Source organism: Kitasatospora sp. NPDC052896, from assembly GCF_044547075.1.
Taxonomy (GTDB): domain Bacteria; phylum Actinomycetota; class Actinomycetes; order Streptomycetales; family Streptomycetaceae; genus Kitasatospora.
In genome coordinates, this window is the sequence record NZ_JBITZU010000004.1 from 369,011 (window position 1) to 392,462 (window position 23,452).

14 protein-coding genes are annotated in these 23,452 nt (G+C 74.1%); 7 read left to right on the forward strand and 7 right to left on the reverse strand.

Annotated elements, in window-relative coordinates; translation table 11 throughout:
* Positions 1 to 37 precede the first annotated feature (37 nt).
* From ACIGXM_RS12470 to ACIGXM_RS12495, 6 genes are all read right to left on the reverse strand, one after another.
* Positions 38 to 2,029: a cytochrome P450 gene (locus ACIGXM_RS12470; protein WP_396559800.1), complete on the reverse strand. Its 1,992-nt coding sequence runs from the start codon at positions 2,027 to 2,029 to the stop codon at positions 38 to 40.
* On the reverse strand, positions 2,026 to 3,540 hold the full coding sequence (locus tag ACIGXM_RS12475) for a condensation domain-containing protein (protein WP_396559802.1): 1,515 nt from the start codon (positions 3,538 to 3,540) through the stop codon (positions 2,026 to 2,028). Before ACIGXM_RS12475 ends, ACIGXM_RS12470 begins: the two co-directional genes overlap by 4 nt.
* On the reverse strand, positions 3,537 to 5,393 hold the full coding sequence (locus ACIGXM_RS12480; protein ID WP_396559804.1) for a non-ribosomal peptide synthetase: 1,857 nt from the start codon (positions 5,391 to 5,393) through the stop codon (positions 3,537 to 3,539). Before ACIGXM_RS12480 ends, ACIGXM_RS12475 begins: the two co-directional genes overlap by 4 nt.
* The gene (locus tag ACIGXM_RS12485; RefSeq protein WP_396559806.1) at positions 5,393 to 5,608 is read right to left on the reverse strand and encodes an MbtH family protein; all 216 of its coding nucleotides are present in this window, start codon (positions 5,606 to 5,608) and stop codon (positions 5,393 to 5,395) included. Before ACIGXM_RS12485 ends, ACIGXM_RS12480 begins: the two co-directional genes overlap by 1 nt.
* Before the next feature lie 61 nt (positions 5,609 to 5,669).
* Positions 5,670 to 10,235 (reverse strand): amino acid adenylation domain-containing protein, encoded by a 4,566-nt coding sequence (locus tag ACIGXM_RS12490; RefSeq protein ID WP_396559808.1) that lies wholly within the window; start codon positions 10,233 to 10,235, stop codon positions 5,670 to 5,672.
* A 26-nt stretch (positions 10,236 to 10,261) separates the two neighbouring features.
* Positions 10,262 to 15,124, reverse strand: coding sequence for an amino acid adenylation domain-containing protein (locus ACIGXM_RS12495; protein WP_396559810.1), 4,863 nt, complete (start codon positions 15,122 to 15,124; stop codon positions 10,262 to 10,264).
* A gap of 263 nt (positions 15,125 to 15,387) precedes the next feature.
* Here ACIGXM_RS12495 and ACIGXM_RS12500 point away from each other — a divergent pair, with 263 nt between their 5' ends.
* From ACIGXM_RS12500 to ACIGXM_RS12515, 4 genes are all read left to right on the forward strand, one after another.
* Positions 15,388 to 16,053 (forward strand): TetR family transcriptional regulator, encoded by a 666-nt coding sequence (locus ACIGXM_RS12500; RefSeq protein ID WP_396559812.1) that lies wholly within the window; start codon positions 15,388 to 15,390, stop codon positions 16,051 to 16,053.
* Positions 16,054 to 16,374: 321 nt separating this feature from the next.
* Entirely contained in the window at positions 16,375 to 16,644 is a 270-nt protein-coding gene (locus ACIGXM_RS12505; RefSeq protein ID WP_396559814.1) for a hypothetical protein, read from the forward strand.
* A complete protein-coding gene (locus ACIGXM_RS12510) occupies positions 16,641 to 17,375 on the forward strand; it encodes a hypothetical protein (protein ID WP_396559816.1) in 735 nt (244 codons plus the stop codon). Before ACIGXM_RS12505 ends, ACIGXM_RS12510 begins: the two co-directional genes overlap by 4 nt.
* Before the next feature lie 85 nt (positions 17,376 to 17,460).
* On the forward strand, positions 17,461 to 18,333 hold the full coding sequence (locus tag ACIGXM_RS12515) for an LLM class F420-dependent oxidoreductase (protein ID WP_396559818.1): 873 nt from the start codon (positions 17,461 to 17,463) through the stop codon (positions 18,331 to 18,333).
* A gap of 73 nt (positions 18,334 to 18,406) precedes the next feature.
* Here the strand turns inward: ACIGXM_RS12515 and ACIGXM_RS12520 are convergent, their stop codons facing one another.
* A complete protein-coding gene (locus ACIGXM_RS12520) occupies positions 18,407 to 19,666 on the reverse strand; it encodes an ROK family protein (RefSeq protein WP_396559820.1) in 1,260 nt (419 codons plus the stop codon).
* 242 nt (positions 19,667 to 19,908) lie between these two features.
* Here ACIGXM_RS12520 and ACIGXM_RS12525 point away from each other — a divergent pair, with 242 nt between their 5' ends.
* Genes ACIGXM_RS12525 through ACIGXM_RS12535 form a run of 3 tightly spaced genes read left to right on the forward strand, consistent with a single transcriptional unit; the run spans position 19,909 to position 23,261 of the window.
* Positions 19,909 to 21,288 (forward strand): APC family permease, encoded by a 1,380-nt coding sequence (locus ACIGXM_RS12525; RefSeq protein ID WP_396559907.1) that lies wholly within the window; start codon positions 19,909 to 19,911, stop codon positions 21,286 to 21,288.
* Positions 21,289 to 21,344: 56 nt separating this feature from the next.
* Positions 21,345 to 22,445: a hypothetical protein gene (locus ACIGXM_RS12530; RefSeq protein WP_396559822.1), complete on the forward strand. Its 1,101-nt coding sequence runs from the start codon at positions 21,345 to 21,347 to the stop codon at positions 22,443 to 22,445.
* 48 nt (positions 22,446 to 22,493) lie between these two features.
* Positions 22,494 to 23,261, forward strand: coding sequence for a MerR family transcriptional regulator (locus tag ACIGXM_RS12535; RefSeq protein WP_396559824.1), 768 nt, complete (start codon positions 22,494 to 22,496; stop codon positions 23,259 to 23,261).
* Positions 23,262 to 23,452: the final 191 nt, after the last annotated feature.

Here is a 23,452-nt window from a genome sequence, read left to right on the forward strand (position 1 = left end):
CCTCCAGTTGTGCCCGAACTCACCCGGGTGGCGCCGGTCATCGGCCGACCAGCCGCACCGGCAGCTCGTCCAGGCCGAAGTTGATGATCGACTTGTTGTGACGGGGCCGGCCGATCAGCTCGACCGAGCGCACCTGGTCACGCAGGGCCGTGAAGATCGCGGCGAGTTCGGCCCTCGCCAGGGCGGCACCGAGGCAGAAGTGCGGCCCCCAGCCGAGGCCCAGGTGCCGGTTGGACGCCCGGTCCAGCAGCAGCTCCTCGGGCCGGTCGAACTGGGCCGGATCGTGGTTGGCCGCCCAGGTCCACACCACCACCTTCTCCCCCGCCTTGATCTCGGCCTTGCCGAGCCGGACGTCCCGGGCCGCGGTGCGCAGCACGTGCAGCCCCGATGAGGTCCAGCGCAGCAACTCGTCGACCGCGTCCGCCGGTTCGATCTCGCCCTCCCACAGCGCCTGGAGCTGGCGAGGGTCGCGCAGCAGCGCGAGCATGCCCATCGCGGCCGTGTGGCGGACCGTCTGGACGCCGCCGACCAGGATGTTGTCCAGGTTCAGCACCACGTCCTCGATCGGCAGCAGGCTGCCGTCCGTCCGGTGCGTGGCCAGCACGCTGACCAGATCGTCGCCCGGGCGGGCACGGTGGGCGATGGTGTGCATGAACAGGTGGCGGATCAGCTCCTGGTGCGCGGAGCGGCGGTCCTGCGGCGTGGCGCTCAGGAAGGCGCGGTCGGAGAGCTCGACCACCTTGTCGCGGTCCGCCACCGGGATGTCCAGCAGGTCGCACATCACCGCCAGCGGCACCGGGGCGATGGTGTCGACGAAGTTGACCTCGCCCTGGGCCAGCCCGGCCCGGACGGCCTGCTCGGCGATCTCGGCCAGCCGGGGCGCGTAGCCGGCGGTGTTGCGCGCGTTGAAGAACGGCGTCAGCGGCGTGCGGATGGTGCGGTGGACCGGCGGGTCGCAGAACGCCATCATCCGGCCGGAGCCGGCCGGCACCGAGCCGTCCGGGGAGGTGCCCAGCAGCGAGCCGCCCAGCGAGCTGAAGTTCTCGGCGTCGCCGAGCACTTGGGCCGCGTGTTGGTAGGAGAGGACCGACCAGACCGGACCGTCCCCGGCGACCCTCATCCGCCGCACAGGCGCGGCGGCCCGCAGCGCGTCGATCCGGGCCGCCACGTCGGGGCCCGCCCAGAAGGTGGTGTCGGTCAGGTCCAGCTCCAGGTCCGGCACCCGCTCGGGGCGGCCGGCGGCGGGCTGCGGCGCGGCCGCCTCCGCCGGCGTGGCGACCGAGCGCAGCAGTTCGACCGGGCCCGGCTCCGTGGGCACCGCGAGCAGGTGGCCGCCGGCCACCACCGTGGTCGCCACCGGGCGCTCGGTGACCGCGCCCCAGGCCGCCAGGTCCGGGCCGGCCACCAGCGGATCGTCGGCGCCCACCACCGCGTGCAGCCGCACCTCGGGCGGCAGTTGGCCGGGCCGGTGCCGGTAGCCGCGGCACAACGCCAGGTCCGCGCCGGTGACGGCCAGGGTGAGCGCCTTGAGTTCGGCGTTCTGCTCGATGATCCGGTCGGCGTCGGTGGCGGAGAGCAGGGCGGCCGCGTCGACCTGCTCCGGCAGCTCCGCGGCCCAGCGCTGCGGGGCGTGGGCGGAGGCCGGGACGAAGAACCGGGGCCGGTGCCCCGGCGGGAGCGCCCTGGCCACCTCGTAGCCGAGCAGCGCGCCGAAGCTCTGGCCGTAGAGCCCGAAGGTGATCCCGGGGTGGGTGTGCGGCAGCAGCGCGGCGACCACCTGACGGACCAGTTCGTCGAAGTCGGTGGGCAGCGGTTCGCGCAGCCGGGCGCCGCGGCCCGGTAGCCGCAGCCCCCAGACCTCGATCTCGGGCGCCAGTTCGCGGGCCAGCGGGGCGAAGGCCGTGGCGTCGCCGCCCGCGTGCGGCAGGCAGAACAGCCTGGTGCGGGCCGCCGGTGCGGGCGCCGGCAGCAGGAACCAGTCGTCGACCACCTGGGGCCGGTCCGACGGGCTCAGCACGGTGGTGGTCATCGTGGTCCGTTCCCTTCGAAAGCGTCGTCAGTGCCGGTCGGCGGCCAGTCACCGGCCAGCAGCGGGCCGAGCACGGTGTCCGGCCGGCGGCTCAACAGACCCAGCAGTTCGCAGTACTCGTCGCGGATCCGTTCGGACCGCCGCTCGCCGTAACGGTGGGCGTCGACGGTCAGGCAGCCCTGGATCTGCTCGGGTCCCTCCTCGCGCAGGTCGAGTTCGAGGTCGAAGCGGGCCTCGTCGTCGTGCAGGATCCGGCACTCCGCGGCGGCCAGGCCCTGCCAGTCCCCGGCGTCGCCGCCCACGCTGCGGTCGCCGACCAGTTGGCACATCACCTGGACCAGCGGCTGGACGCCGGGGCGCCGGGGCACGCCCAGCGCGCTGACGATCCGGTCGAAGGGCAGCAGGTCGTGGTCGAGCGCGGCGGCGACGGTGGAGTGGACCGCGCGCACCGTCTCGGCGAAGGTCGACTCGGTGCGCAGCTCACTGCGCAGCGGTAGCAGGTTGACGAAATAGCCGACCACGTCGTCCAGTTCGGGGAACGGACGGCCGCAGCTGGGCACGCCCACCACCAGGTCGGTGCGCCCGGTGGCCCGGGCCAGCCAGAGGGTGAACGCCGCGTGGCAGACCGCGAACGGGCTGCTGGCCTGGCGGGCGGCCAACGCCCGCACGTCGCGCACGGTGGCGGCCGGCAGGTCGAAGTGGAGCGAGCGGCCGACCCGTCGTCCGGCCGCGGCGGCGGCCCGGTCCGGCGGCGGGGTCGACTCCTGCGGCGCCTGGGCCAGGGTACGCCGCCAGTGGTCGAGCGCGGCCGCGTAGCGCGGCGACGAGTTCAGCCCGCTCCGCTGCCAGGCGGCGAAGTCGGCGTACTGGTGGTGGAGTTCCGGAAGGTCGGCGGGCGGGCCGCCGACCTCGGCCGAGTAGAGCGCGGCCAGGTCGCGCAGGATGATCCGCATCGACCAGCCGTCGACCACGAGGTGGTGCAGGGTCAGCACCAGCGCGTGGTCCTCCGGTGCGAACCGGAGCAGCCGGGCCCTGATCAGCGGGCCGGCGGCGAGGTCGAACGGCACGGCCAGGTCGGCCCGCGCCGCCTGCTGGATCCGTGCCTCGCGCTCCTGGGGCGGGCAGCCGGGCGGACCGTCGACGACCAGGGCGGCCGGGCCGGTGCCGGGTGGGTGCACCACCCCCTGCGGGCGCCCGCGCCGCCCGGTGCCGCGGATGTTCATCCGCAGCACCGGATGCCGGTCCACCAGCCCGGCCAGCGCCCGCTCCAGGGCTGTGGCGCGCAACGGTCCGTGCAGCCGCAGGGCGGTGCACACGTGGTAGGTGGTGGCCTCGGGCCACAGCTGCTGGAGGAACCAGAGCTGCCGCTGGCCTTCGGTGAGCGGGACCTCGCCGTGCTGGCCGGTGCCCTGCGGAAGCGGGCTGGCGGGCCCGGTGGCCGGATCGACCAGGGCGGCCAGCAGCTCCCGCATCACGTCGTCCGGGGCGGCCTGCGACCGGGTGGCGCTCACGGCGCCAGCCTGCGCAGCAGCCGCGGCAGGTCGGGTTCGACCGCCGCACGGTCCAGCTCGGCCCGCACCCCCGCCGTGAACTCCGCCAGGTCGGCGGCGGCGAGCAGGCCGCCGAGGGTCACCTCCACCCCCAGCGCGGCCCGCAGCACGTGGACCAGCCGCACCGCGAGCAGCGAATGCCCGCCCAGGGTCAGGAAGTTGTCGCCGGCCGCCACCTGTCCGACGCCGAGCAACCGGGCCCAGGTCAGGCCGATGAGCCGCTGCAACGGGTCGCCGTCCTGGTCCTCCCGCAGCCGCGCCGCGGCCCGGTCCGCGGTGGGGTCGGGCACGGGCAGCGCCCGGCGGTCGATCTTCCCGTTGGCGGTCAGCGGGAGCGCGGGCAGCACGGTGACACTGGCCGGGACCAGGTACTCGGGCAGGGTCGCCCGCAGCTGCTCCCGGATCCCCTCCGGTTCGGGGTTGCCGCCGTCGACGGCCGTGAGGTAGCCGGCCAGCCGCTTGTCGCCGGGCGCCGGCTCGTACACGGTCACCGCGCAGGTGGCCACCGAGGGGAGCGCGGCGAGCGCGGTCTCGATCTCGCCCAGCTCGACCCGGTGGCCCCGGATCTTCACCTGGCCGTCCCGCCGTCCGACGAACTCCAGTCCGCCGTCCGGCAGTCGGCGCACCAGGTCGCCGCTGCGGTACATCCGCGCACCGGGTTCGGCACTGAACGGGTCGGGCAGGAACTTCTGCGCCGTCAGGCCGGCCCGGTTCAGATAGCCGTGGCCGAGCGCCCGGCCGGCGACGTACAGTTCGCCGGTCTCACCGTCCGGGGTCGGCCGCAGCCGCTCGTCCAGCACGTGGACGATCCGGTCGCCGACCGGCCGCCCGATCGGCAGGACGTCCCCGGCCAGGTCGGCGGGCCGCAGCGGCTGCACGGTGGTGAACACCGTCGCCTCGGACGGGCCGTAGCAGTGCACCAGTTCGGTGTCGGGGTAGCGACGCGCGATCTGCCGGGTGTACTCGACGGAGGCGCTCTCGCCACCGAAGAGCAGCTGCCGCGGGGCCGTGGCCGGCCCGCCCTGGGTGAGGGCCAGCAGGTTGAAGGCCGCCGTGGTGAGGAAGAGCACGCTGGCGCCGTGCTCGGCCGCGGTGTGGGCGGTGGCGATCGGGTCGGTGTTGCCGTGGCCGGGGACCAGCACCCGGCCACCGGAGAGCAACGCCGGGTACAGATCCAGGATGTGGCCGTCCCAGGAGAGCGCCGCGTGCAGCACCGCCGTGGCCCCGGGGCCCCAGTAGGCGTACCGCTCCCCGGCGAAGAACCCCGGCACCGCGCGGTGCGGCACCAGCGTGCCCTTCGGCGTCCCCGTGGAGCCCGAGGTGTACGGCACGTACACCACGTCCTCGGCGGACAGCTCCAGCCCCGGGTTCCGGGTCTCCTGCCGGGCCAGCTCCGGGTCCGCCAGGTCCAGCACCCGCACCCCCGACCGGGGCGCCGCCGCCGGATCGGCGCTGACCACGACCACCGGTGCCGCGTCCCGCACGAAGTGCGCCAACCGCTCGGCAGGCACCCCCGGCTCCAGCGGCACGTACGCCGCCCCCGCCTTCAGCACCCCCAGCATCGCCGCCACGCACTCCAGCGACCGCGCCAGATGCAGCCCCACCCGGTCCCCCACCCCAACCCCGTGACCCCGCAACCACCAGGCCACCTGGTTCGCCCGCGCGTTCAACTCCTGGTACGACCACTCTCCCGTCCCCGGCTGGACCAGCGCCACGGCCTCCGGGCAGGCCCGCACCCGCTCCTCGAAGAGCTCGACCACCGTCCCCGTGCTGCCCAGGAGGGTCCCGGGCTCGATCTCCAGTCCGACGGTCATCACACGGACTCCTCGGCACGCCGCCGCGCGATCGAGTCCCGCAGGCTCTTCGGGCGGATGTCCGACCAGACCTGCTCGACCCGGGCCAGGCAGTCCGCCTCGCTGCCACTGGTCCCCTCGGCCCGCCAGCCGAGCGGGAGCTCCAGACCGGCCGGCCAGAGCGAGTACTGCTCCTCCTCGTTGACCACGACGTCGAACTCGGTGAAAGCGTCCATGGCGACTTCTCCTCTTCTGATACTTCGTCAGTTGGCTGGGATTCTCAATGGGTCGTGACGGTCAGCGGCCGGCCGCGAGGTTGTCGAGGGCCGCCAGGTAGGCCGCCGTGTACTCGGCCGCCGCCCGCTCGGGCAGCCTGGCCCGGTCGTGGTCGACCAGCAGCAGGCCGTCGTCGGAGGTCGGGTCCAGCACCACGGCCGCGCTGAGCGCGAAGTTGGTCGGCTCGTGCCGCATGGTCGGCTCGAAGCGCAGGCTGTCGCTCACGATCTGGGCCGTGTCCTCGGCGAGCCGGCCCAGCGCGTGGAAGCGCAGGAAGCCGAAGTTGGCGTCCAGCGCGGTGCCGGACATCATCCGGGCCAGCGTCGCGAACGGCATCCGGCGGTGGGGCAGCATCGCCGTCTCCTGCTCGTGCAGCAGCCGGGCCAGCGCGCCCGGGTCACCCTCCACCGCGGCGCCGACCGGCACGGTGTTCAGGAAGAGGCCGAGCGCCTCGGTGCCACCGTCCCTGGCCAACCGGCCGTTGACCGACAGCCCGCTGGTCACCCGGGCCGCTCCGGTGATCCGGCCGAGCGCCACCAGGTGGGCGGCGAACGCGACACTCTTGGGCGTGCCGCCGCTGTTGGCCGCGGCCAGCCGCAGTACCGCGCCGACACCGCGCAGCAGCCTCTCGGTGCTGTGCACGCCCGACTCCCCCGCCACCGGGGCGAGATCCGCGCGCGGACGCAGAGTTCCGTCCACGCCCGCCAGCCGGTCGCGCCAGAAGTCCAGCGCCGCCTGGTCGGCCGCGGCCGCGCGCTCGGTGGCGACGAACTCGCCGAAGCCGGACTTCGGCGGAGCCAGCGGCGGACGGTACGGATCCGCCAACAACTCGGCGTGGCGGCGCAGCAGTTCCGACAGGAGCGAGGTGAAGCTCCAGCCGTCCAGGATCGCGTGGTGCTCGGCGATGGTCAGTTGGAAGGCGTCATCCGCGAGCAGGTGCGCACTGACCGCGAAGAGCGGGGCGCTGCCGAGCGAGAAGCCGGTGCTCCGCAGCCGCTCGAACTCCTGGCGCACCGCCGCCTGCCGCTCCGGCTGCGGCAGTTGCCGCAGGTCGGCGACCTTGACCGGGGGCGCCAGCGTGCCGTGCACCAGCTGGAGCGGCTCGCTGAAGGACATCAGGTCGATCGAGGTCCGCAGCACCGGGTGGCGCTCCATCGCCTCGGTGACGGCCTGCTCGAAGAGCGTCGGGTCGAAGGCGCCGGCGACCAGGTAGCTGTTGACGTTGTGATAGCTGTCGGTGCCCCCGGAGAGCTCCATGTGGTAGGCCATGGCCACCTGCATGGTCACGGTGGGATAGGCGTCCACCACACCGTCGGGCAGGGCCGCCCGGTCGGCCGCCGGGACCAGCGCGAACGGCCGCTGCTCCAGGGGTTCCTGGGCGCCCTCGAGGTCCGGCGTGGTCACCTTGGCCAGCGCCGCCACGGTCGGCTCGGCGAAGAAGTCCTGCAGCCGCACGCTCCAGCCCGCCGCCCGCAGCGCACTCGCCACCCGCACCGCGCGCAGCGAATCCCCACCCAGGTGGAAGAAGTTGTCGTGGACGCCGAGCTCGGCCACATCCAGCACCTGGGACCAGATCTTGGCCACCAGGACCTCCAGTTCACCGCTCGGCGCGAGCCGCTCGCCCCCGGCACGGATCACCAGGGCCGCGGACGGCTCCGGTAGCGCGGCCCGGTCGATCTTGCCGTTGGTGGTCAGTGGCAGCGAGGGCAGCACGGTGAAGCTGGCCGGGACCATGTACTCCGGCAGCGTGGTCCGCAGGTGGCGCCGCAGCTCGGCCGGCTCCGGCTCACCCTCCGGTGCGCTGGTGAGGTAGGCGGCCAACCGGCGGTCGCCCGGCTCGGGTTCGTGGACGGTGACCGCACAGGTGGCCACGGACGGGTGGGCGGCGAGCGCGCTCTCGATCTCCCCCAGCTCGATCCGGTAGCCCCGGACCTTCACCTGCCCGTCCCGCCGGCCGAGGTACTCCAGCCCGCCGTCGGGCAGCCGGCGCACCAGGTCCCCGGTGCGGTACATGCGGGCCCCCGGCAGCGGGCTGAACGGGTCGGGCAGGAAGCGCTGCGCCGTCAGGCCGGGCCGGTTCAGGTATCCGTGCGCCAACGCCTCGCCGCCGACGAAGAGTTCACCCGGGACGCCGACCGGCACCGGCCGCAGCCGGTCGTCGAGCACCACCTGGGTCAGGTGCGGCAGCACCGAGCCGACCTGGCTGCGGTCGAAGTCCCGCGCGGTGTCCGCGCCGATGTCGTGGGCGGTGGCGTGCACCGTGGTCTCCGTGGTGCCGTACAGGTTGCACAGCACGGCGGGCGGCGGCTGCGGCAGCTCGAACCAGCGCCGCACGGCGGGCGGATCCAGTGCCTCGCCGGCCAGCAGGACCCAGCGCAGCTCCGGCAGCGGGCGCGGGCGCTCGTCCAGCTCGGTGGTCAACTGCCGGAACGCGGAGGGGGTCTGGGAGAGCAGGGTGACCCGCTGGTGGGCCAGCAGCGCGGCGAACTCCTCGGGCGAGCGGCAGGTCAGGTAGGGGACCACGACCAGCTTGCCGCCGTGCAGCAACGCGCTCCAGATCTCCCACACGGAGACGTCGAAGGCGTAGGAGTGGAAGAGCGTGGCCACGTCGCCGGCACCGATCCCGAGCCGTCCGGCGGTGGCGGCCATCAACTCGCCGACGCTCCGGTGGGCGATCTGCACCCCCTTGGGTCGCCCGGTGGAGCCCGAGGTGAAGATGAGGTAGGCGGCGTCGTCGGCGGTGGCCGCCGCCTGGGGCCGGTGCGCGGGGCGGTGCGCGATCGCGTCGGCCTCCCGCCGCAGGTGCACGGTCCGCCAGGGGCCGTCGGCCGCGCCGTCCGGCTGGTCGGTCACCACCACCCGCACCCGGGCGTCGGCGAAGGCGAAGGCCAGCCGCTCGGCGGGCGCCGTGAGGTCGACCGGGACGTAGGCCGCGCCGGTCTTGAGCACGGCGACGATCGCCACCACGGCGTCCACCGTGCGGTCCAGGTAGAGGCCGACCCGGTCGCCGCGTCGCACCCCGGCCGCGTACAGGTGGTGGGCCAGCCGGTTGGCCTGCGCGTCCAGCTCCGCGTAACTGAGCGAGCGGGTACCGTCGGTGAGCGCGACGGCGGTGGGCGCCCGGTCGACCCGCTGCTCGAAGCCGCGGTGCAGCGGGAGGGCGACACCGGCCGGTTCGGCGGGCCGGGGCAGCAGAGTCGGGAGCCCGGCTTCCGGCACCAGACCGAGCACGCCGAGCGGGGTGTCCGGTGAGGTGACCGCCTGGTCGAGCAACTCCCGCCAGGCGGCGGCCAGTCGGGCGATGGTGTCCCGGTCGAACAGGTCGGTGCTGAACTCCACCTCGCCGTGCAGCTCGCCGTCGTCGTAGGTGGACCAGATCAGGTCGAACTTGGTGGTTCCGTTGGGCTGCGACCGGGCGCGACCGGTGGCGGCACCGAGCCGGAGCTCGGCCGGGTCCTGGGTGTGCGCGCCGAACAGCAGCTGCACCAGCGGCGGGTGGTTGCCCGCCCGGTCGACCGCCATCTCGTTGACGATGCCGTCGAACGGGGTGTCCAGGTGGCCGTAGGCGTCGAAGGAGGTGTCCCGGGCCTGCTCGACCAGCTCGCGGAAGGTGACCTCCGCCCCGGCCCGCAGGCGCAGCGGCAGCACGTTGACGAAGTAGCCCATCAGGTGGTCGAGTTCGGGCCGGCTGCGGGTGGACACCGGAGTGCCGATCACCAGGTCCTGCTCCCGGGTGACCCGGTGGACCAGCGTGGCGAAGGCGGCCAGCAGCACGGTGAACGGGGTGGCCCCGAGCGAGCGGGCCAGCTCGCCCACCCGGGCCGCGGTGCCGGGCGCCAACTCGTAGTGGTAGGTGTCCCCGTGGGCGCTGGCCCGGGCGGGGCGGGACCGGTCGGCGGGCAGCGTGGTGACCGCCGGTGCGCCGCTCAGCCGCTGCCGCCAGTAGGCCAGTTCCCGCTCGCGCGGGGTGGACCGCTCCCAGGCGCTGTAGTCGGCGTACTGCACGGGCAGTTCGGGCAGGTCCGGGGTGCGATCGGTCAGCGCCGCGTCGTAGAGCTCGGTCAGCTCCCGCTCGAACAGGTCCATCGACCGCTCGTCCCAGACGATGTGGTGGAAGACCGCGACGACGGTGCTCCGTTCCTCCCCGTGTCCGTCCGCGGTGTGCCCGGTGGAGCCGGCGGCGTGCCGGATCAGCCTGACCCGCAGCAGCGGGCCCTCGGCGAGGCTGAACGGCTCCCGGGCGTCCTGCGCCACGGTCGCGGCGGCCGCGGCCGCCCGCTGGTCGGCCGGCAGAGCGCCCAGGTCGGTCAGCGCGATCGGGACCGGCAGCCGGGCATGGACCCGCTGGCAGGGCTCGTCACGCTCGACGGCGAAGGTGGTGCGCAGCGCCTCGTGCCGGGCGAGGATCGCGTCCAGTGCCCGTTGGAGCACCGTCAGGTCGACCGGCCCGTCGAGGTCGAGCACCCACGGGATGTTGTAGGCGGCGCTGCCCGGGGTGAGCTGGTCGAGGAACCAGAGCCCGCGTTGCAGACCGGAGACCGGCGCCCGGTCGGCGTGCAGCCGGGTCAAGGCATGGTAGTTGCCCATGATCACTCCAATTCTGTGGGCCGGCGTCAGGCCAGTTGGGCGGCGAGGGCCGAGACGGTCTTGCAGCTGAAGATCAGCCGGGGCGGTACCTCCCGCGCCAGCGTCTCGGCCAGCAGCACCGCGACCCGGACCGCGCGCAGGGAGTCCCCGCCGAGCTGGAAGAAGTTGTCGTCGACGCCGATGTCCCGCACGCCCAGCACCTCGGACCAGGCCTCGGCGACGCACCGCTCCAGCTCGCCGGTGGGCGCCTGGTGACCTGCGGCCGGGTCCTGTGGCCGCCCGGCGTCGGGGGCGGGCAACGCCCTGCGGTCGACCTTCCCGTGGGCGGTCAACGGGAGTTCGGGCAGCAGGGTGAAGCTCGCGGGCACCATGTACTCGGGCAACGTCGCCAGCAGGCGGCGCCGGAGTTCGTCCGTCCGCGGGAGGCCGTTCCCCTCGGCCGTGACGTAGGCCGCCAGCCTCTTCTCCCCGGGGGCCGGCTCGTACACGGTCACCGCGCAGGTGCCGACCAGCGGGTGGGCGGCGAGCGCGTTCTCGATCTCGCCCAACTCGATCCGGTAGCCGCGCACCTTCACCTGGCCGTCCCGCCGACCGATGAACTCCACGGTGCCGTCGGGCAGTCGGCGCACCAGGTCACCGGTCCGGTAGAGCCGCGCACCCGGTTCGGTGCCGAACGGGTCGGGCAGGAAGCTCCGCGCCGTCAGGGCGGCCCGGTTGAGGTAGCCGTGACCCAACGCCGGTCCAGCGATGTACAGTTCGCCCTCCTCGCCGTCCGCGCTGGGCCGCAGCCGCTCGTCCAGCACGTGGACGGTCCGGTCGCCCACCGCGCGGCCGATCGGCACCACCGTCCGCTCCAGATCACCCGGCCGAACCTGGTGCATGGTGGCGGCCACCGTCGCCTCGGACGGGCCGTAGAGGTGCACCACGTTGACCCCGGGCAGCTCGGTCAGCATCCGGCGGAAGTGGTCGGCGGGAATCCGGTCGCCGCCGAGGAGCAGGTCCCGCAGGTTCTCCAGCAGGCCCGGGTCGGCCGTGACGACCGCGCCGAAGGCCGCGGCGCTGAGCAGCAGGACGGTCGCGCCGTGGTCGGCCGCGAACTGCGCGACGCTGATCGGGTCGGTGTCGCCCGGCTCCGGGATCAGTACCCGGCCACCGGAGAGCAATGCCGGGTACAGGTCCAGCACGTGCCCGTCCCAGCTCAGCGCCGAGTGCAGGACCGCCGTCGACCCGGGTCCCCAGCAGGCGTACCCCTGCCCCGCGAAGAACCCCGGCACCGCGCGGTGCGGCACCAGCGTGCCCTTCGGCACACCCGTGGAGCCCGAGGTGTACGGCACGTAGAACGCGTCCTGAGGCGACAACTCGACGCGCGGATCCACCATCTGATGGTAAGTCAATTCCGGGGCCGCCAGGTCCAGCACCGGCACCCCGAGACCCGCCGCCGTCACCGGATCGGCGCTCACCACCAGCACCGGTGCCGCGTCCCGCACGAAGTGCGCCAACCGCTCGGCAGGCACCCCCGGCTCCAGCGGCACGTACGCCGCCCCCGCCTTCAGCACCCCCAACATCGCCGCCACGCACTCCAGCGACCGCGCCAGATGCAGCCCCACCCGGTCCCCCACCCCCACCCCGTGACCCCGCAACCACCAGGCCACCTGGTTCGCCCGCGCGTTCAACTCCTGGTACGACCACTCTCCCGTCCCCGGCTGGACCAGCGCCACGGCCTCCGGGCAGGCCCGCACCCGCTCCTCGAAGAGCTCGACCACCGTCCGGGCGGCGGCGACCGGCTCGCCGATCCGGGCAGCGGGGTCCTCGGTGTACCGGGTGAGCGACTCGATCCACTCCCGGCAGAACCCGGCGACCGTGGCCCGGTCGTACAGCCGCGCGTCGAACTCGATCCAGCCGCGCAGCGCCGTACCGGGGTCCTCGATCATCCAGACCTGCTCGAACTTGGCCACTTGGTGCGCGTGCAGCCGCCGGGTGCCGCTCGAGGTGCCCAGCCGGAACACCGATCCGTTGCCCGGATGCAGCTCGAAGGCGGTCTGGAAGAGCGGGCTGACGTCGAGCCGGCGATCGTCCAGCACCGCGTTGACGATGCTGTCCAGCGGGGTGTCCCGGTGCGCGTGGGCGTCGAAGGAGGTGTCGCGGACGTGCCGGACCAGGTCGCGGAATCCTTGCCGCGCACCGACGTTCAGCCGCAGCGGCAGCATGTTGACGAAGTAGCCGATCAGACCGTCGAGTTCCGTCCGGCTACGGGTGGTGACCGGCGTGCCGATCACCAGGTCCTCGCCCTGGGTGCGGCGATGGACCAGCGCGGCGAAGGCGGCCAGCAGCACGGTGAACGGCGTGGCGTCCTCGGCGCGGGCCAGCTCGCGGATCCGCTCGGCGGTCTCGGCCGGGATCTCGAAGCGGTGGCTGTCCCCGCGCGGCGCGTCCTGCTCGCCACGCGGGCGGTCGACGGGCAGTGCGGTGACCGGCGGAGCACCGCGCAGCTGCCCGGCCCAGTAGTCGAGGTGCCGCTGCTGCGGCGCCTCGTCCTGCCAGCTGCTGTAGTCGGCGTACTGCAAGGGGAGTTGGGGCAGTCGCGGCTCGCTCCCGGCGAGCGCGGCGGCGTACAGCTCGCCCAACTCGCCTTCGAAGACGCCCAGCGACGACTCGTCCCAGATGATGTGGTGGAAGACCGCGACCAGGGTGCTGCGCTCGGCGCCGTGCCGGATCAGCCGCACCCGGAAGAGCGGCCCGTCGGCCAGGCTGAAGGCCGCTCGGGCGTCCTGCTCGATCGCCGCCGTCGCGACGGCCTCCCGCTCCCCTTCCGGGCGGCCGGTCAGGTCGGTGAGGGCGATCGAGGCCGGCCACTGGGCGTGGATCAGCTGGCGCGGTTCGCCGCGCTCGGCGGCGAAGGTGGTGCGCAGCACCTCGTGCCGGGCGACCAGCGCGTCCAGCGCCAGCTGGAGCGCCGGCAGATCGACCGGGCCGTCCAGTTCGAAGACCCACGGGATGTTGTAGGCCGTCGAGTCCGGGTTGAACTGGGCGTGCGTCCACAGGCCGCGCTGCAGTCCGGACAGTGGCGCCGTCGCGGCCTGCCGCCGGGTCAGCTCCGGTCCCGCGGCCGGCGCGCTCGCCGCGACCATCGCCGCCGCCAGTTCCCGCACGGTCGGCGCCTCGAAGACGGTGACGTGGGAGACGGCCGCGTACGGGGTCTCCAGCATCCGGCCCGCGACCCGCAGGGCGGTGAGGGAGTCCCCGCCGAGGTTGAAGAAGTTCTCGTCCAGACCGATTCCGTCCACGCCGAGGATCTCGGACCAGACGTCGGCGATCAGGCGCTCCAAGTCGCTGGCCGGCGCGTCGTGCCGCGCGGGGGTCGGCGCGTCCGTCCGGGCCTCCACCGGGGCCGGCAGCGCGCGGCGGTCGATCTTGCCGCCCGCCGTCAGCGGCAGCGCGGGCAGCACCGTGAAGCTGGCCGGCACCATGTACTCGGGCAGCGCCGCCCGCAGGTGGACCTGGAGTTCGTCCGGCCGCGGCAGGCTCCTCCCCTCGACCGTGACGTACGCCGCCAGCCGCTTCTCCCCCGGGGCCGGCTCGTACACGGTCACCGCGCAGGTCGCCACCCGCGGATGCGCGGCCAGCGCGCTCTCGATCTCCCCCGGCTCGATCCGGTAGCCGCGCACCTTCACCTGGCCGTCCCGCCGACCGATGAACTCCACGGTGCCGTCCGGCAGTCGGCGCACCAGGTCGCCGGTCCGGTACATCCGCGCCCCCGGCACCGGGCTGAACGGATCGGGCACGAAACGCTGCGCCGTCAGGCCGGGCCGGTTCAGGTAGCCGACCGCCAGTGCCGCCCCGCCGATGCACAGCTCCCCGCTCCCCCCGACCGGGACCTCGTTCAACTCCTCGTCCAGCACGTGGAGTTCCCGCTCGCCGATGACCCGGCCGATCGGCACCGGGCGGCCCGCCTCGGCGGCGCGCACCTCGTGCACCAGGCTGGTGATCACCGCCTCGGTCGGCCCGTAGGCGTTCAGCAGCGGTATCCCGGTCTCCCGCAGCCAGCGCGCGGCCGAGGCGGCGGGCATGGTGTCACTGCCGCAGACCATCAGCCGCAGGCTCGCCAACTCGGCCGCGTAGTGGCCGAGCGACGCCGTGAACTCCTGCCAGTACCCGGCCGGCAGGTTCGCCACCGTGACGCCCTCGCGCCGGATCAGCGCGGCCAGCTCCGCCGGCGCGGTCACCCGTGCCCCGGTCATCGCCAGGCAGGCCCCGGCGGTCAGCGCGGTGAGCACCTGCTCGACCCAGACGTCCACGTACGGCGCGCTGAACTGGAGCACCACATCGTCCGCCGTGATCCCGAACCGCTCCCGCGCGGTGGCGAGATGTCCGTCCAGCGGCCCGCGGCTGACGGCCACGCCCTTGGGCGTCCCGGTCGTCCCCGAGGTGTAGATGACGTAGGCGACCTCGCCCGGGTCCGCGATCGGCCGGACGACCGCAGTGGCCCCCGCGGCGTCGTCGGGCAGCAGGACCGCCCCGCTGTCCGCGAGGATCGCCGCCACCCGGGCCCGCGGCGCCTCGGGGTCGAGCGGCAGGAAGGCGACGCCGGCCTTCAACGCGGCCAGCAGCGCGACGACGTACGCCACCCGGTCCGCCGCCCGCACCCCGACCACCCCACCGGGGCCGGGCACCAGCTCCGCCAGCCGTCCGGCCAGTGCCGCACTGCGCCGCTCCAGCTCGCCGTAGTCGATGGCGCGGCCCGCCAGCCGGATCGCCGGCCGCGACGGGGTGCGCCGGGCGACGGCGGCGATCAGCTCCAGACAGGCGGGCGCCCCGGGGACGGGCCCCGAGCGCGGTGCGGGTTCCGACAGCGGTTCCGGACTCAGCGGCGAACTCTTCAACTCGGCCATGCCCACAAGCCAACCGGGCCCGACCCCCCGGCAAGGGCAGTGCACGAGGCAGGAGAGCGGCAGTTCGGCCGGCCGTGAACTGCCGCTGCCCGGGCGCCCAGGCCCGCGAGCGCGGCCGAGCCGCCGGGATCGGCGGTCAGGTCGGGTCCGCCGTCGCGGCGGCACCTGGCTCGAACATGAGCCTAGCTCATGACAGGATTCGCGCGACGAACACCGGATGCGGCACAGTGGTGGGCCACGAACGAGCGGGCGAGGTGGGCGGATTGGGAACTGACGGCGGCAGGCGAGTGGCGGCGGGCGGCAACGCGGACACCGAACTGCGTCGCCGGCCCGTGCAACAACGCAGCCAGCTTCGCCTGGAGCGGGTACTGGACGCCTGCGCCGAACTGCTCGACGAGGTGGGCGCCGCCGCACTCACCACCAAGGAGACCGCCGCCCGGGCCCAGGTGCCGATCGGCACGCTGTACCAGTTCTTCACCGGCAAGCAGAGCCTGCTGGCGGCCCTGGCCCGGCGCAACCTGAACCGGTACCTGGACCGGCTGACCCGCCGGCTGGAGGCGGAGGCGCCACGCGACATCGGCGGGTTCGTCGACCTGGCGGTGGAGGAGTTCGTCGCGATGAAGCGCGCGGTGCCGGGCTTCGGCGCGCTGGACTTCGGGCTCACCGGCCCAACACCCCCGGCGCTGACCGACGTCGAGCACTTCCTCGATCTCAGCCTCGACAACAACAGCACGGTGGCCGAGCACCTGCACCGGCTCACCTCCGATCACCTCTCGGCGCACGGCCGAGGGCCCTCGCCGCTCGCCCTGCGGGTGGCCCTGGAGTGCGCGGACGCGATACTCAAACTCGCCTTCCAGCACGACCGGGACGGCGATCCGGCGCTGATCGCCGAGTGCAAACTGCTGCTCCGCCGCTACCTGGCGGCCTGACGCCCCGGCGAGCCGCACGAACGGGAACATGAGTTCGCCGAACGTACGGCGAGCCGGGCCGCAGTCCCCTTGAAGGGTCAACTTCACGAGATCAGGCCCACCGGGTGCGGGGCGGCTGGCTACCTTCGCGACATGCAAGGTCCCGCCGTAGGGCAACCCTGGGATCCGCCACCGCCGCCGATCCCTCCGGAGCCGCCCACCCCGCCCCAACCGCCTGCTCCCCCGCCGCCCCCACCACCGCCGCCACCGCCACCGCCACCACCCCCGGTGCCCACCCCACCGCCACCACCGCCCCCGCCGCCCCCGCCACCCCCGCCGCCGGTGCCACACCACGCGCCCGCGCCGCCCCCACCACCGCCCGCGCCGACCCCCGCCGCGCCGCGCCCGCACTCCACCCCGGCGCTGCCACCGCCCCCGCCGCCCAGCACGCTGCACGCGACCACCGCCGTCCCGACCAGGCCGCCCGACGACAGCCTGACCGTCCCGGCGGACGCCTCGCAGAGCGTCTTCACGCTGGTCGCCATCACCATCCCGGCCGTCCTCGCGGCAGCCGCCCACTTCATCAACCACTCTGCAGGGAGACGTCGTTGAGCATCGGTCTGGTCATCGCCGTACTGCTCGGGGCCGCCGTGGCCGTCGGCATCCTGGCCGCCTTCGGGCGCACCACCCGGTCCCGCGAAGGGTCCTTCTCCGGCGGGGCGTTGGGCTTCCTCGGCTCGGCCTCGCTCTCCTCCTTCACCCTGGTCGCGGCCTTCCTGATCGCGGGCTCCTGGTCCAACCTCAACACCGCTCGCGGCCACACCTGGGACGAGGCCCGCGCCCTCAACGCCGCCTACACGGACGCCGACCCGACCACCCGCCCGCTGCTGCGGGGCTACGTGACGGACGTGATCGGACCCGACTTCCAGGCGATGGCCCACGGGGACGCCTCCCCCACCGCCTGGGCCGCCCTGGACTCGGTGCGGGCGCACGTCGAGGCGCTGCCGGACTCGGCACAGCGGACCACCATGCTGTCCGACCTCGACGACATCTACACCAAGCGCCAGATCCGGCTCGCCGACGCCAGCGCCTCGCTGCCCGAGCCGCTCTACCCCGCCCTGGTCGGCACCGGCCTGCTGGTGCTGCTCTACGCCCCGATCGCCGGCCTCACCTTCCGCCACCGGGAGGCCGTCGCGCTCGGCCTGGTCGGCGCGGTGGTCGGCTTCGGCGTCTACCTGGTACTGCACATGACCCACCCGTACGCGGGCCCGATGCACGTCACCCCGGTCGCCTACCAGCAGAGCCTGGAACGGTTCAGCCAGCTCTCCCAGCAGCCGACCTGACCCACCGGCCGGCGGGCGGCCCCGACCAACCCACCTATCCTGGAGCGAGCGGCCCCAACCGCCCGCTCCGGCTGGAGGTACGGACATGAAGCTCGGCCTGCACTACTGGAACTTCTCGACCCCGGCCGATCCGGCGCTGATCGCACCGACACTGGCCCGGACCGCACGGACCGCCGAGCAGGCGGGGTTCTCGTCGTTCACCCTGATGGACCACTACTTCCAGATGGAGCACTTCGGGAGCGCCGCCGAGGAACCCATGCTGGAGGGCTACACCACGCTCGGGTACGTCGCCGCGCTGACCGAGCGAATGGCCCTCGGCCTGCTGGTCACCGGCGTGATGTACCGCCACCCCGGCCTGCTGGCGAAGATCGTCGCCACCCTGGACGTGCTCTCCGGCGGCCGGGCCCGGCTCGGCATCGGCGCCTCCTGGTACGAACGGGAACAGCTCGCGCTCGGCGTGCCACTGGTCCCGATGGGCGAGCGGTTCGAGCGCCTGGAGGAGGCGCTGCAGATCTGCCGGCAGATGTGGAGCGAGGACAACGGCCCGTACCAGGGGCGGCACTACCAGCTCGCCGAGACCCTGTGCGTGCCCGCGCCGCTGACCCGGCCGCACCCGCCGATCCTGATCGGCGGCAGCGGCGAGAAGAAGACCCTGCTGCTGGTCGCGCGGTACGCGGACGCCTGCAACCTCTTCGCGGGCAGCGTCGAGGAGGCGGCGCACAAGCTCGACGTGCTGCGCGCGCACTGCGCCGACGTGGGTCGGGACTACGACGGCATCGAGAAGACCATGCTGGCCGGCCGGACCGTCCTGGACGACGTCGACGGCTTCCTCGCCGACGCCGAGGCGCTCGCCCGGCTCGGCATCAGCGAGTTCCAGTTCACGCCGGTCGGTGATCCGGTCGCCTTCACCGAGCAGGTCGCCGAACGGATCGCCCCACGGCTCGCCTCCATCGGCTGAGCCCGGTCAGCCGCCGGCTGACCGCTGGGGCCGGTCCGACCATTCGCGTCCGGCGGGAACAGTCGGACAGGCCCTACCCCTCGGCCGCGCCGGAGCGGCGGGCGAAGACCTCCGGGCGGGCCGTCCGCAGGGCGGTGGCCAGCGCGCCGATCAGCACCGCCTCCTCGCCCAGCAGGCTCGGCGCGAGCCGGGGGCGCAGCGGGGTGAGGGCGTGCAGGGCGCGCTCGACCGGGCCGAGCAGCAGGTCGGCGCTGTGCCCGACGCCGCCACCCAGCACCACCAGGTCGGGGTCGAGCACCGAGGAGACCACGGCCACCGCGTAGGCGAGCTGCTCGGCCTCCCGCTCGACCGCGCCGAGCGCCGCCGGGTCGCCGGCCCGGGCCGCGTCGAAGACCTCCTTGGCGGTGGCCGCCCCGCGCAGCCCCAGCCGCTCGGCCGCGCGGACCACCGACTCGGCGGAGGCGGCGGACTCCAACATCCCCCGCCGGTCCCCGCCGGTCGCGTCCCCGCCCGCGACGGCCTCGGCGAGCGCCACCCCGGGCAGCGGCAGGAAGCCGATCTCGCCCGCCGCACCGTGCGCGCCCTGCTGCAGTCGGCCGCCGGCGACCACACCCATGCCCAGCCCGGTACCGATCAGCAGGTAGACGAAGAGCCGGCTGCCCACCCCGGCCCCGCGGGCGTACTCGCCGAGCGCCGCCAGGTTGGCGTCGTTGTGCACGCTGATCGCCGTGCCGAGCCCGGCCCGCAGCCGGTCGAACAACCCCCGGCGCCCCCACCCGGGCAGGTTCGCCGCGTACCGGACCCGCTGCTCGGGCTCGTCCCAGACCCCCGGCGTGCCGATCGCCGCGTGCACCACGTCGGCCGGCCGGAGCCCCGCCTCGTCGATGGCCGCCAGCGCCGCCGCGACCACCGCGTCGGCCACCGCGTCGGCGGTCCGGCCCCGGTTGGGCACGTCCCGGCGGGCGACGATCTCCCCGGCCAGGTCCGCGACGGCGATCCGCAGCCAGGCCCGCCCGATGTCGATGCCCAGCACGTGGCCGGCGGTCGGGTCCGCCTCGTACAGCACGGCGATCCGCCCGCGCTCGGGCGCCAGCAGTCCGGCCTCCCGGGCCAGCCCGGCCTGTTCCAGGTTGGCCAGCGCGCTGGAGACGGTGGGCTTGGAGAGGCCGGTGTCCCGGGCGAGCTGGGCTCGCGAGGCGGGTCCGGCCGTGCGCAGCCGCTCCAGCAGCAGCCACTCGTTGTTGCTGCGCAGGCGCTGGCGGTTCCACGCCTGTCCGGCGGGGGCCGGTGCCGCCGCCTCCCTGGCCTGGCCGGGGACCGGGTGGGAGCTCATCGTCGCCTCCGCGCCTTCGCGCTTCTCCGCGTGATCGTTTCCGGTCACCCTATGCGACCGTGGCGAGGACCGGCTCCGGTGGCCGCCCCTGGGCCGTTCTCCCCTGCCGCGGGGCTCTTGACGCATCAAGTTAGGTTATTTAACTTAATCCCCCGAGCACTCCTCCCCCACGCCCGGAGGTCCCCGTGTCGTCCCCCGGCTTCACCCGAAGAATCGGCCTCTTCCAGGCCACCGCGATCAACATGAGCCAGATGTGCGGCATCGGACCGTTCGTCACCATCCCCCTGATGGTGGCCGCGTTCGGCGGCCCGCAGGCGGTGCTCGGCTGGATCGCCGGCGCCGTGCTCGCCCTCGTCGACGGCCTGGTCTGGGCCGAGCTGGGCGCCTCGCTGCCCGGCGCCGGCGGCAGCTACGCCTACCTGCGGGAGGCGTTCCAGTACCGCAGCGGGCGGCTGATGCCGTTCCTCTTCGTCTGGACCGCGATGCTCTTCATCCCGCTGATCATGTCCACCGGCGTGGTCGGCTTCGTCCAGTACCTCGGCTTCCTCTGGCCGCACATGACGACCGGCCAGGGGGACCTGGTCGGACTGGCGCTGGTCGCGCTGGTGACCGTGCTGCTCTGGCGCCGGGTGGACGGCATCGCGCGGCTCACCACGGTGACGTGGGGCGTGATGATCGCCGCGGTGGCGGCGGTGGTGCTGGCCTCCTACACCCACTTCAGCCCGTCCCGGGCCTTCGACTGGCCCGCGCACGCGATCGCGCTGACCCACGGTCAGTTCTGGCTCGGCTTCGCCGCCGGCCTGACCATCGGGATCTACGACTACCTCGGCTACAACACCGCGGCCTACCTGGGCGCCGAGCTGAAGGACCCCGGCCGGGTGCTGCCGCGCGCGGTGCTCTACTCGATCACCGGCATCATGGCCTGCTACCTGCTGCTGCAGGTCGGCGTGCTGGGGGTGGTCGACTGGCGGGAGATGCTCGACCCGAACTCGGTCGCCTCGCAGTCGGTGGCCTCCGCGGTGCTGGAGCGCACCTGGGGCCGCAGCGCCGCCGACGTGGTCACCGTGCTGATCCTGGTCACCGCCTTCGCCTCGGTGCTCACCGGGCTGCTCGGCGGCTCCCGGGTGCCGTACGACGCCGCGCGGGACGGGGTGTTCTTCCGCGCCTACGGACGGCTGCACGAGCGGCACGGGTTCCCGGTGCTCGGGCTGCTCACCATGAGCGTGGTCACCGCGGCCGGCTTCTACCTCAGCCGGCACCTCGCCGACGGCGCCCAGCACCCGCCGCTGACCGTCCTGATCGACCTGCTCACCACGGTGATGGTGCTGGTCCAGGCGTTCGCCCAGATCCTCGCGGTGACCGTGCTGCGCCGGCGCCGGCCCGGGCTCGCCCGGCCGTACCGGATGTGGCTCTACCCGGCGCCGAGCATCGTGGCGGCGGTCGGCTGGCTGGTGGTGTACGGCTACGCGGACCGGAACTCGCCCGGATTCCACCCGATCGAGTGGTCGCTCGCCTGGGTCGCGCTCGGCACCGCGGCGTTCCTGGTCTGGGCGCGCCGGGAGCGGACCTGGCCGTTCGGGCCACGGGAGGTGCGCGAGGAGTTCCCGGCACCCGCCACCTGACCGCCTCGGGGGGACGGGCGCGCGGCCCGGCGGTCCGATGATCGACAATGGCGGCCATGAGGCTGATCCCCGCGCTGGCCGGCGTCCTGCTGCTCGTTCTGACCATCGGCAGCATCCTGCGCACCCTGGTGGTGCCACGCGGGCTCCACTCGATGCTGGTCACCCGGCTCTGGCGGACCCTGCGCGTCATGCTCCGGCTGTTCACGGTGCCGTTCGGCAGCTACCGGGCACACGACCGCGCGCAGGCCTGGTTGGCGCCGCTGATGCTGCTCGGCATGCTGTTCTGCTGGCTCTGCGCGTTCCTGGCCGGCTTCACCCTGCTGCTGTACGGCACCTCGCGGCTCTCCTGGGGCGTCGCGGTCCGGGAGGCCGGCTCCAGCCTCTTCACCCTCGGCTTCGCCAGCGGCGCCCGACTGCAACTGGAGACCGTCGACTTCCTCGCCGCCGCCAGCGGGCCGCTGGTGATCGCCCTGCAGATCGCCTATCTGCCGACCCTCTACGGGAGTTACAACCGGCGCGAGGTCGAGGTGACACTGCTGCAGTCGCGCGCCGGCGAACCCGCGTGGGGTCCCGAACTGTTGGCCCGGCAGTCGCTGGTGGACACCGAGACCGCGCTGCCGCAGCTCTACCAGGACTGGGAGCGACTGGCCGCCGAACTGGGTGAGAGCCACTCCAACTACCCGGTGCTGCTCTCCTTCCGCTCGCCGCAGCCTTACCGCAGCTGGATCGTCGGTCTGGTCGCGGTGATGGACGCGGCGGCGATCCAACTGTCCGTCAACCCGCGGACCGCGCCGCCGGAGGCCCGGCTGGTGCTGCGCGCCGGGTTCACCGCGCTGCGCGACATCGCCCGGGTGGTCCGGATCGACTACGACCCCGACCCGGAGCCGAACAACCCACTGCGACTCAGCTACCCGGAGTTCGACGCGGCGGTCTCGATGATCGTCGCGAGCGGCTTCGAGACCGAGCGGCCCAGCGTGCTGGCCTGGCCGCACTTCCAGGGCTGGCGGGTGAACTACGAGGCCATCGCGTACGAGCTCTGCCGCCGCTGCGACGCCGTACCGTCCCTGTGGACCGGGCCGCGGGACTTCCTGTCCACCCCGATCCCGCCGCGCCGGCCCGCCGACCGCCGCCCGGGCACCCCGCCGGGCACGGCCTGAGCGCTCGGGGCTTGCACCTCACGCGGCGTGAGGTCGCAGAGTAACGGCATGACCTCCACGACCACCTGGAAAGTCGGCCCGCTCGCCGAGGCCAGCGGCCTGACCGTACGCACCCTGCACCACTGGGACGGCATCGGACTGCTCAGCCCGTCCCAGCGCACCGCCGGCGGGCACCGCGAGTACACCGAGCCCGACCTGGTCCGGCTCTACCAGATCCTCGCGCTGCGCGCCCTGGGCCTGAGCCTGGAATCCATCGCCACCTGCCTGGACGGCGGCCTCGACCCGGCCCGGCTGGTCCAGGACCACCTGGCCCGGGTGGAGAGCGCACTCGCCGGACTCGACCTGCTGCGCCGGCGCCTGCGGCGGCTCGACGACGACCTGACGGCCGGCCGGGAGCCGACCACCGGCACCCTGCTCGACGCGCTGCGTGCGCTCGGCCGCACCGGAGCGGAGGGCGGCGAGACCCTGCGCGTGCACCTCGATCCCGAGCAGCTGCAACTGCTGGAGACCCGCGGCGCCGCGCTCGGGCCGACGGCGTACTACCTGCTGGAGGTCGAGTGGCCCGAGCTGTACCGGCGGGCCGAGCGGCTGCGGACCGACGGGGCGCCGCCCACCGACCCCCGGGTCCGCCGGCTGGCGGCCCGGATGGACGAGCTGACCGTCCTGTTCACCGGCGGCGACGCGGCCGTCTCGGCCGGCGTCCGGGCCGCCTGGCGGGCGGACCCGGCGGCGATGTCCGGCGACCCCGCGGCCCCCGCCGACGAGTGGCGGGAACTCGCCGACTACCTGGATCGGGCCCGCGGCACCGGAGCCTGACCACCGTCACCGCTCGGAGTTCTCATGAGGCAACCCGTCCGCCGGCGGATCGCCCTGGCCGCCACGCTCCCGACCCTGCTGACCCGTCCCGGCGACCTGCCTGCCGGCCACCAGCGGCGCGCTCCCCCTGGAGCGTGCTGCCGGCCGAGGCGATCGCGCTCACCGTGCTGGCCACGACCGCCGGCGTCCGG

Excerpts from the sequence above, each read along its gene's own strand:
- ACIGXM_RS12515 (WP_396559818.1), top strand. The coding sequence starts at position 17,461 with ATGAAGCTCGGCCTGCACTACTGGAACTTCTCGACCCCGGCCGATCCG.
- ACIGXM_RS12535 (WP_396559824.1), top strand. The coding sequence starts at position 22,494 with ATGACCTCCACGACCACCTGGAAAGTCGGCCCGCTCGCCGAGGCCAGC.
- ACIGXM_RS12530 (WP_396559822.1), top strand. The coding sequence starts at position 21,345 with ATGAGGCTGATCCCCGCGCTGGCCGGCGTCCTGCTGCTCGTTCTGACC.
- ACIGXM_RS12470 (WP_396559800.1), bottom strand. The coding sequence starts at position 2,029 with ATGACCACCACCGTGCTGAGCCCGTCGGACCGGCCCCAGGTGGTCGAC.
- ACIGXM_RS12525 (WP_396559907.1), top strand. The coding sequence starts at position 19,909 with ATGAGCCAGATGTGCGGCATCGGACCGTTCGTCACCATCCCCCTGATG.
- ACIGXM_RS12485 (WP_396559806.1), bottom strand. The coding sequence starts at position 5,608 with ATGGACGCTTTCACCGAGTTCGACGTCGTGGTCAACGAGGAGGAGCAG.
- ACIGXM_RS12480 (WP_396559804.1), bottom strand. The coding sequence starts at position 5,393 with ATGACCGTCGGACTGGAGATCGAGCCCGGGACCCTCCTGGGCAGCACG.
- ACIGXM_RS12490 (WP_396559808.1), bottom strand. The coding sequence starts at position 10,235 with ATGGGCAACTACCATGCCTTGACCCGGCTGCACGCCGACCGGGCGCCG.
- ACIGXM_RS12520 (WP_396559820.1), bottom strand. The coding sequence starts at position 19,666 with ATGAGCTCCCACCCGGTCCCCGGCCAGGCCAGGGAGGCGGCGGCACCG.
- ACIGXM_RS12495 (WP_396559810.1), bottom strand. The coding sequence starts at position 15,124 with ATGGCCGAGTTGAAGAGTTCGCCGCTGAGTCCGGAACCGCTGTCGGAA.